The following is a 7,105-nucleotide window of genomic DNA, read 5'->3' on the forward strand; positions in this document are numbered from 1 at the left end:
GTTCGGGGTGAAAGTTTGTGTGGTCCGGCCCTCGGGTAGAGGTGCTTCGTCCGTTGGAGAAGCGCCACGGAGGAGGCACAGTGGGAAGCAGCGACTGGTCCAGGGTTGTCGTGACCGGGGGGGCGGGCTTCCTCGGGAGCCACCTGTGCGAGGCTCTGCTCCGGCGGGGCGCGCACGTGCTCTGCCTCGACAACTTCGTCACGGGGACCCCCGACAACGTCAGCCACCTCATTCAGGACAAGGCGTTTCGGCTCGTCCGCTGTGACGTGACGGACTTCGTGCACGTGCCGGGCGACGTGGACCTCGTGCTCCACTTCGCCTCGCCCGCCTCCCCCATCGACTACCTCAAACTGCCGATCCACACCCTCAAGGTCGGCGCGATCGGCACGTGGCACGCGCTCGGCCTGGCCAAGGAGAAGGGCGCCCGGTTCGTCCTCGCGTCGACGTCAGAGGTCTACGGCGACCCGCAGGTGCACCCGCAGCCGGAGGACTACTGGGGCCACGTCAACCCGATCGGCCCCCGCGGTGTCTATGACGAGGGCAAGCGCTACGGCGAGGCGCTCACGACCGCCTACCGCTCCAACGAGGGCGTCGACACGGGGATCGTGCGGATCTTCAACACCTATGGGCCCCGGATGCGCCCGCACGACGGCCGCGCCATCCCGACCTTCATCCGCCAGGCCCTCGCCGACGAACCGATCACCGTCGCCGGCGACGGCCAGCAGACCCGCTCCGTGTGCTACGTCGACGACCTCGTGTCCGGCATCCTCGCCTTCGCGGCGACGGACCACCCGGGCCCCGTCAACATCGGCAACCCGGACGAGCTGACGGTGCGCCAGATCGCCGAGGACGTCGTCGCCGCGACCGGCTCGTCGTCGCAGATCGTCCACGTCGAGCGGCCGACGGACGACCCGCAGGTGCGCCGGCCCGATACGAGCCGGGCGCGTGAGCTGCTCGACTGGGCGCCGGCGGTGCGGTGGACCGACGGCCTCGACCGGACCGTCGCGTGGTTCAGGAGTGTTGCGGCACAGGCAGGTCCAGCAGCCGCCGAGCCGGACGGAGCACGTCGCTCGGCGTGATCCGGGCGAGGCGCACGTCCACCTCTGACCCGTGGGGTGTCCCGGGCAGGTCACCGGGCTGCGCCAGCCAGACCGTCTCGTGGAGCTCGCGGTCGACCGCCGGCCCCCACTGCGCCGGCGGGGTCGGCCCGAAAAGCGTGACCGACGGGGTGCGGTAGGCCGTCGCCAGGTGGGCGACGCCGGTGTCGGCCGACAGGAGCAGCCGCGCCGCTCCGACCAGCTGCGCCAGGGCCCGTGGCGTCAGCTCGCCACCGAGGTCCACGGCGCCCGGGCCGGCTGCCGCCACGGCACTCGTCAGCCCGACCTCGTCCGCAGTGCCGGTCACGACGACGGGCAGCCCGGCGCGGAGCAGCTCGGCGACGACCTCGCTCCACCGCTCCACCGGCCAGCGACGGGACCCGAAGGCGGCCCCGGGGTGCACGACGACCGCCCCGGGATGCGGTGGCGCTCCCGATGGCGGCGGTAGTCGCAAGTCGTCGGCGGTCGCGGTGCCGCCCAGCTCGCGGGCCAGGCGGATCCACCGAGCCACCTCGTGCTCCTCGGCGTCCCACTGCGGCCCGTCGGTGAAACCGGCTGCGGCACAGGAGAAAGCGACGAGCCGGCCCGGTCGCAGCCGTTGCAGCAGCTGGTGGCTCTCCGGCCCCGAGCCGTGCAGGTTCACGGCGAGGTCCGGTGGCCCGAGGTCCCAGTCGAGGGCCGCGAGACCCGCTGCCGGCAGGACGGCGTCGACGACCCCTTGCTCGACCAGGAGACCACCCCACGACTCGGGGCCCGCCAGCACGAGACGCGCCCCGTCGACACCGCGACGGAGAGCACGGAGTGCGGGCACAGCGGCATACGTGTCCCCGAGCCCGAGGGCCCGAAGCGCGAGGACGCTTGTCATCTGGGCTGGTTCACGGCCAGGACGGCTCCGTGGAGGCCGCGACGACCAGCTCGCGCAGCTCGCAGCCGACCGGCTGGCGCAGCGCCGTGAGGATGCACTGCGCGACATCGGTCGGGTCGTTGAGCGCGGCGTCGGGCGGGGGTCGGTACTGCTCCGTGCGCCCGTCGAAGAAGTGGGTCCGCATGCCGCCCGGGATGACGAGGGTGACGCCGACGCGGCCGGCGAGCTCCATCGCGAGGGCCCGGGTGAAGCCGACGACCCCGAACTTCGAGGCGCAGTAAGCGGTTGCATCGCCGGCCGGGCGCAGCCCGAGGGTTGAGCCGATCGTCACGACAGTGCCTCGCGTGCGTTCGAGGTGCGGGAGGCAGGCGCGGACGACGGCGGCGGTGCCGAACAGGTTGACGCGCACGACGCGCTCCCAGTCCTCGACCGAGACACCGGTGAGCGGTCCGCACGCGTCCGTCCCGGCGGCCGTGACGACGGCCTCGGGCGGCCCGAACCACGCGGCGAGCTCGTCCACCGCGCGCTCCGCGGCGGCCGTGTCGCTGAGGTCGGCCTGCGCGAAGGGCACCGACTCGTCGGCCGGCGCCTGCCTGTCGATCACCGCCGCCTTGCCGCCCGCCTGCGTCACGGCGTCGACCACCGCGGCGCCGAGGCCGCTGGATCCCCCTGTGACATAGACGATTCCGAGATCGCGTGGGGTGCTCATCCGTTTCCTCTCTTCTGACCTTCGTTCATCCGGCATCGCTGAGCAGGGCCGTCGTCGACCGACCCTCGAGGTAGGGCAGCAGCACGACGCGGCCGCCCCAGCCGCGCACGAGCTCCGACTCGGTGAGTGGCACACCGGCGTAGTCGCCGCCCTTGGCCCACACGTCTGGTCGCAGCTCTCCCAGCACGGTGCTCGGATCGTCCTCGTCGAAGACGGCGACAGCATCGACGCACTCGAGTCCGAGCAGCAGCCGCGCCCGGTCCTCCGCGGTCTGGACCGGCCGGCCGGCGCCCTTGAGCCGGCGCACCGACGCGTCGGAGTTGAGCAGCACGACGAGGGCGTCGCCGAGGCGGCGGGCCGCCTGCAGGCTCTGCAGGTGGCCGGCGTGCAGCACGTCGAAGCAGCCACCGGTCGCGACGACGGTGCCGCCCCGGCCGCGGACCCGCTCGACGACCTCCTTGGCCGTATGCCGCTGGGCCTCGGTGTCGCTCGGGCCGTGGGGTCCCGGTGTGGTGCCGTCGCGCTCGGGGGCGGGGCCGGTGTGGGCCGAACGCCGGAACTCCCAGGCGCCGCCGGAGGCCACCCACTCGCTCGCCCGGGCCACGGCGAGGGTGATCGCCTCGGGCACGGTCGCGCCCCGGGCGATCGCCGTCGTCGCAGCGGCCGCGAACCGGTCACCGGCGCCGCACGGGTCGCCGTCGCCGACGGACTCGACGGGGGTGTAGATGACGTCGTCGCCGACCGCGAGCCACGCCCCGTGGGCGCCACCGGTCACGGCGGCGTGCTGGGCGGCCCACAGGTCGCGGACGGCGGGGGCAACGAGGTCACCGGGGTCGTCCGGGCGACCGGCCGCGGTGCGGGCCTCCGAGAGGTTCGGTGAGACGAGCAGGCAGCCGGGCACGGGCGGGCCCCCGCGCGGGTGCGGGTCCCAGACCACGGGGCGGTGCTCCGCGCGACGTTCGAGGGCCCTGCGAAGCTCCGGCTGTGCGGTCGTCCCGGCGCCGTAGCAGGAGGCGAGCACGACGTCGGCGGCGGCGATAGCCTCCAGCGCCGCTCGGGGCACCGGACCGGTCGGCCGGCCCGGGCCGCCCTCGTCGAGACGGACGAGGACGTGGCCGCCGCTGCGCACACGGGTCTTGCGACGGGTCGCGCCCTCGTGGCCGAGCGCGATGGTCGTGATGCCGGCCGCCGCGAGCTCCCGCTGGATCGCCGCGCCGTCGTCGTCGGCCGCGAGCGGGCCGATCCACGTCACCTCGACGTCCGGTGCGGCGCAGAGCCGGGTCGCGAGCCCGGCCCCGCCGGGGCCCTGCCGGACCATGGACACGTCGAGGACCGGTGCGGGAGCGTCCGGGCAGAAGCGCTCGACCGTCCCGTCCACCTCCCGGTCGAGCATGACGTCCCCGACGACCACGACGCGGCGGGTCACGCGAGGCTCCCGGCCGGGACGGCGGCCGTCAGCAGGTCCCGCGAGGCGAGCACCTGGTCGAAGGCGGCGCACAGCGCGTGGACGGCGAGCAGGTGGATCTCCTGGACCGCCGCGGTCGACCCCGCGGGCACGGCGAGGGCGCTGTCGGCGATGCTCGCGAGCGGGTTCGGCGCCGGCCCGGTGAGCGCCCACACGCGCAGGCCCAGCTCGTGCCCCCGCTTCGCGGCGTGGAGCACGTTGCTGCTCGCGCCACTCGTCGAGAGCAGGACGAGGATGTCTCCGGGCCGGCCGTGCCCCTCGACCTGGCGGGCGAAGACCTCGTCGGGCCCGTAGTCGTTGAGGATGGCGGTGAAGCTCGAGCTCTCGGCGTGCAGCGAGATCGCCGAGAAGGGCCGGCGCTCGCGCAGGAACCGTCCGACGAGCTCACCGGTGAGGTGCTGCGCCTCGGCGGCGCTGCCGCCGTTGCCGGCCGCGAGGAGGCGACCACCGCGCAGGAGCGACGTCGCGAGCTCCTCGCCCCATTGCTGGATGACGGACCAGTCGCCCCGCAGGGCGGCGAGGCCGTCCTGGAACTCCTGCTCGTGCTGGTCGAGCCAGGTCGCGGCCAGCCGGGCCGGGTCGCGCTGGGCACCCCGGTGCGGGTTCGCGGCGCGCGCCTCGTCGACGACCTCGGCGAGGGCCTGCTCCGTGGCGGCGGAGACGATGTCCCAGTCGAAGCGCTCGAGCGCCCGGACTCGGGCCTCGGCGCCGTAGCGGGTCGCGAGCACCGGGTCGGCGAGCAGGCCCCGGATCGCCTCGGCGAGGGCCTTGGGGTCGCGGGGCTGCACCAGCCGCCCGGTCACTCCGTCGGCGACGGAGTCGAGGAGCCCGCCGACGGCACTGCCGACGAGGGGACGGCCGGAGGCGGCCGCCTCGAGCGGGGTGATGCCGAACGGCTCGTACCACGGCGTGGCCAGGACGACGTCGACGGACCGGTAGACGTCCGGCATGTCGGCGTGTGGCACCCGGCCGAGGAAGACCACCCGGTCAGCGACGCCGGCCTCCGCGGCGACGGCCATGAGCCGTCGGGCCTCCGGGTCGTGCTCGACCTCTGCGCGCGTCGGGCCTCCGGCGATGACGAGGTCGGTGTCGGGCAACGAGGCGATAGCCCGGATGGCGGTGTCGAAGCCCTTGCGAGGGACCATGCGTCCGACGAGGAGCAGGCGGGACCTCCTGCTCCGGCGGTCGGTCGCCTCCCGGCCGGGTTCCCCGGCGAGGGTCGACGGGTCCGCGGCGACGTCGTGCGCTGGATGGAAGCGTGCGGTGTCGACGCCGCAGGGGATGACCCGGACCCGGTCCGGCGAGACCCCCATGGCGCGCAGCTCGGCGACCTCGTCGGTGCACGTGGCGATGATCCGGTCGACGTGCTGGGCCAGGTCCCGCTCCAGCCGCAGGCGGTCCGGCGGGCTGGTGTCGTCCGCCCCCTGGAACCGGCGTTTGACGGTGCCGAGTGCGTGAAAGGTCTGGACGACCGGTACGTCACACGCCCGGCCGGCGGCGAGCGCCGCGAGACCGGACATCCAGAAGTGCGCGTGCACGACGTCGGGCGCCTCGGTCCGCTGCCACTCGTCCCGGACCCAGCGCCCGAACTCCTCCATGTAGGGCAGCAGCTCATCCTTCGGCAGGGGGGTCGGTGGCCCGGCCGGGACGTGTACGACGGTGGCCCCGGGGGCCAGCTCCACGCGCTCCGGCGAGCCCTCGTCCTCGCGCCGGGTGAACACCTCGACCCGGTGGCCCCGCCGGGCCAGGCCGCGTGCGAGGGCGGCCACGTGGACGTTCTGCCCGCCCGCGTCGACGCCGCCCAGCGCCGCCAACGGACTTGCGTGCTCGGAGATCATGGCGATCCTCATGAGGTCACCTCCCGGAAGACGTGGTCCCAGTCGTCGAGGAACCGTTTCAGTGAGTAGTGCTGCAGTGCGTGGTCCCGGGCAGCGAGACCGCGGTCACGCGCCTCGGCCGGGTCGTCCAGCCAGCGCCGGGCTGCCGCGTGGAGCGCGGCGACGTCACAGCTGACGACGCCCGCCTCCGGGGGGACTGCGACCGGCGCCTCGGTGGTCGACAGCGCGAGGACGGGCATGCCGAGGGTCATCGCCTCGAGGAGCGACAGGCCGAGGCTCGTCCACCGGTAGGGGTGGAAGTAGACGCGGTGCTGCGCCAGTCGCGAGTGCATCGTCGCCTGGTCGAGGTCGAGACACTCGAGCAGCCGGACGCCGCGCTCGGCCGCGACCTCCGCGAGCGCGGCCAGTCCCATGCCGTGCACCGCCACGTCGACCTCGCGGGCCAGGTCGAGGACGAGGTCGGTCCCGGCCACCCGCCAGCGCCGCACCGGTTCGTTGACGACGACGCCCACCGAGCGCCGGTGCCCCGTGTAGCGGTAGCCGGGGTCGGGGATGCCGTGCTCGACCACCACGGTGTCGGCCTCGCCGCAGTCCCACGCCATCGCGTTGAAGTGCGTCACGTGCACGACGGGGAGCCCGTGCAGCCGGGGGTCGGTGGTGACGGGATGCTGCGAGCGCACCGCGTGCCCGGTCGGGGCGTTGTGCTCGACGTAGACGGCCGGCACGTCCCGGCCGACCCGCCAGCCGGTCCACTGCTCGAGCAGCTGTGCCTCGTGCGGACGCTGCAGCACGACGAGGTCGACCTGTTCGTCACCCAGCCGGTCCACCGGGACCTCACGGGCGCCGGCGGGCCAGTCCCACGTCTCGGCCCGGCCCAGCCCGTCCGCGTCTCGCTGGGGGGTCACCGGGAGGACGTAGTCGTGGCCTCCGGAGACGAACGAGGTCATCCACGAGCCGTGCACGTGCCAGGCGAGGATCCTCACTGCGCCACCTCCAGCGACGGCGCCACCGAGGGGGTTCCGACGAGTCGCACGACCGCTCGCGCGACGGCGTCCGGGTCGACCCCGTCGAGGCACGGGTGGCCGGCGACCGGACAGGTCCTCGCCCGCGTGCCGCGGCACGCGGCCAGCC

Annotated in this window: 6 protein-coding genes; 1 reads left to right on the forward strand and 5 read right to left on the reverse strand. The window is 74.4% G+C overall.

From position 1 onward, the window contains the following. Nucleotides 1-80 precede the first annotated feature (80 nt). Nucleotides 81-1,079 carry a UDP-glucuronic acid decarboxylase family protein gene (locus tag N864_RS17120; RefSeq protein WP_034719703.1) on the forward strand — a complete coding sequence of 333 codons (999 nt, stop codon included), beginning with the start codon at nucleotides 81-83 and terminating at the stop codon, nucleotides 1,077-1,079. Here N864_RS17120 and N864_RS17125 read toward each other — a convergent pair. The 5 genes from N864_RS17125 to N864_RS17145 are packed head-to-tail and all read right to left on the reverse strand — an operon-like array spanning nucleotide 1,012 to nucleotide 6,957. Further along, complete coding sequence (locus N864_RS17125) at nucleotides 1,012-1,962, reverse strand: glycosyltransferase family 9 protein (protein WP_034719705.1); 951 nt, start codon at nucleotides 1,960-1,962, stop codon at nucleotides 1,012-1,014. The genes N864_RS17120 and N864_RS17125 overlap by 68 nt on opposite strands. A gap of 10 nt (nucleotides 1,963-1,972) precedes the next feature. Then, complete coding sequence (locus N864_RS17130) at nucleotides 1,973-2,671, reverse strand: SDR family oxidoreductase (RefSeq protein ID WP_034719707.1); 699 nt, start codon at nucleotides 2,669-2,671, stop codon at nucleotides 1,973-1,975. Between the two features lie 25 nt (nucleotides 2,672-2,696). Continuing rightward, on the reverse strand, nucleotides 2,697-4,097 hold the full coding sequence (locus N864_RS17135) for a PfkB family carbohydrate kinase (protein WP_081793983.1): 1,401 nt from the start codon (nucleotides 4,095-4,097) through the stop codon (nucleotides 2,697-2,699). Next, nucleotides 4,094-5,986 carry a glycosyltransferase gene (locus N864_RS26465; protein WP_051518733.1) on the reverse strand — a complete coding sequence of 631 codons (1,893 nt, stop codon included), beginning with the start codon at nucleotides 5,984-5,986 and terminating at the stop codon, nucleotides 4,094-4,096. Before N864_RS26465 ends, N864_RS17135 begins: the two co-directional genes overlap by 4 nt. Then, nucleotides 5,983-6,957 (reverse strand): glycosyltransferase, encoded by a 975-nt coding sequence (locus N864_RS17145; protein WP_034719709.1) that lies wholly within the window; start codon nucleotides 6,955-6,957, stop codon nucleotides 5,983-5,985. Before N864_RS17145 ends, N864_RS26465 begins: the two co-directional genes overlap by 4 nt. Between the last annotated feature and the right edge of the window lie 148 nt (nucleotides 6,958-7,105).

The organism is Intrasporangium chromatireducens Q5-1 (assembly GCF_000576575.1).
Classification (GTDB): domain Bacteria; phylum Actinomycetota; class Actinomycetes; order Actinomycetales; family Dermatophilaceae; genus Intrasporangium_A; species Intrasporangium_A chromatireducens.

What these genes read in the sequence shown, in the direction of transcription:
- N864_RS17125 (WP_034719705.1), bottom strand. Translation starts at nt 1,962, where the DNA reads ATGACAAGCGTCCTCGCGCTTCGGGCCCTCGGGCTCGGGGACACGTAT.
- N864_RS17130 (WP_034719707.1), bottom strand. Translation starts at nt 2,671, where the DNA reads ATGAGCACCCCACGCGATCTCGGAATCGTCTATGTCACAGGGGGATCC.
- N864_RS26465 (WP_051518733.1), bottom strand. Translation starts at nt 5,986, where the DNA reads ATGAGGATCGCCATGATCTCCGAGCACGCAAGTCCGTTGGCGGCGCTG.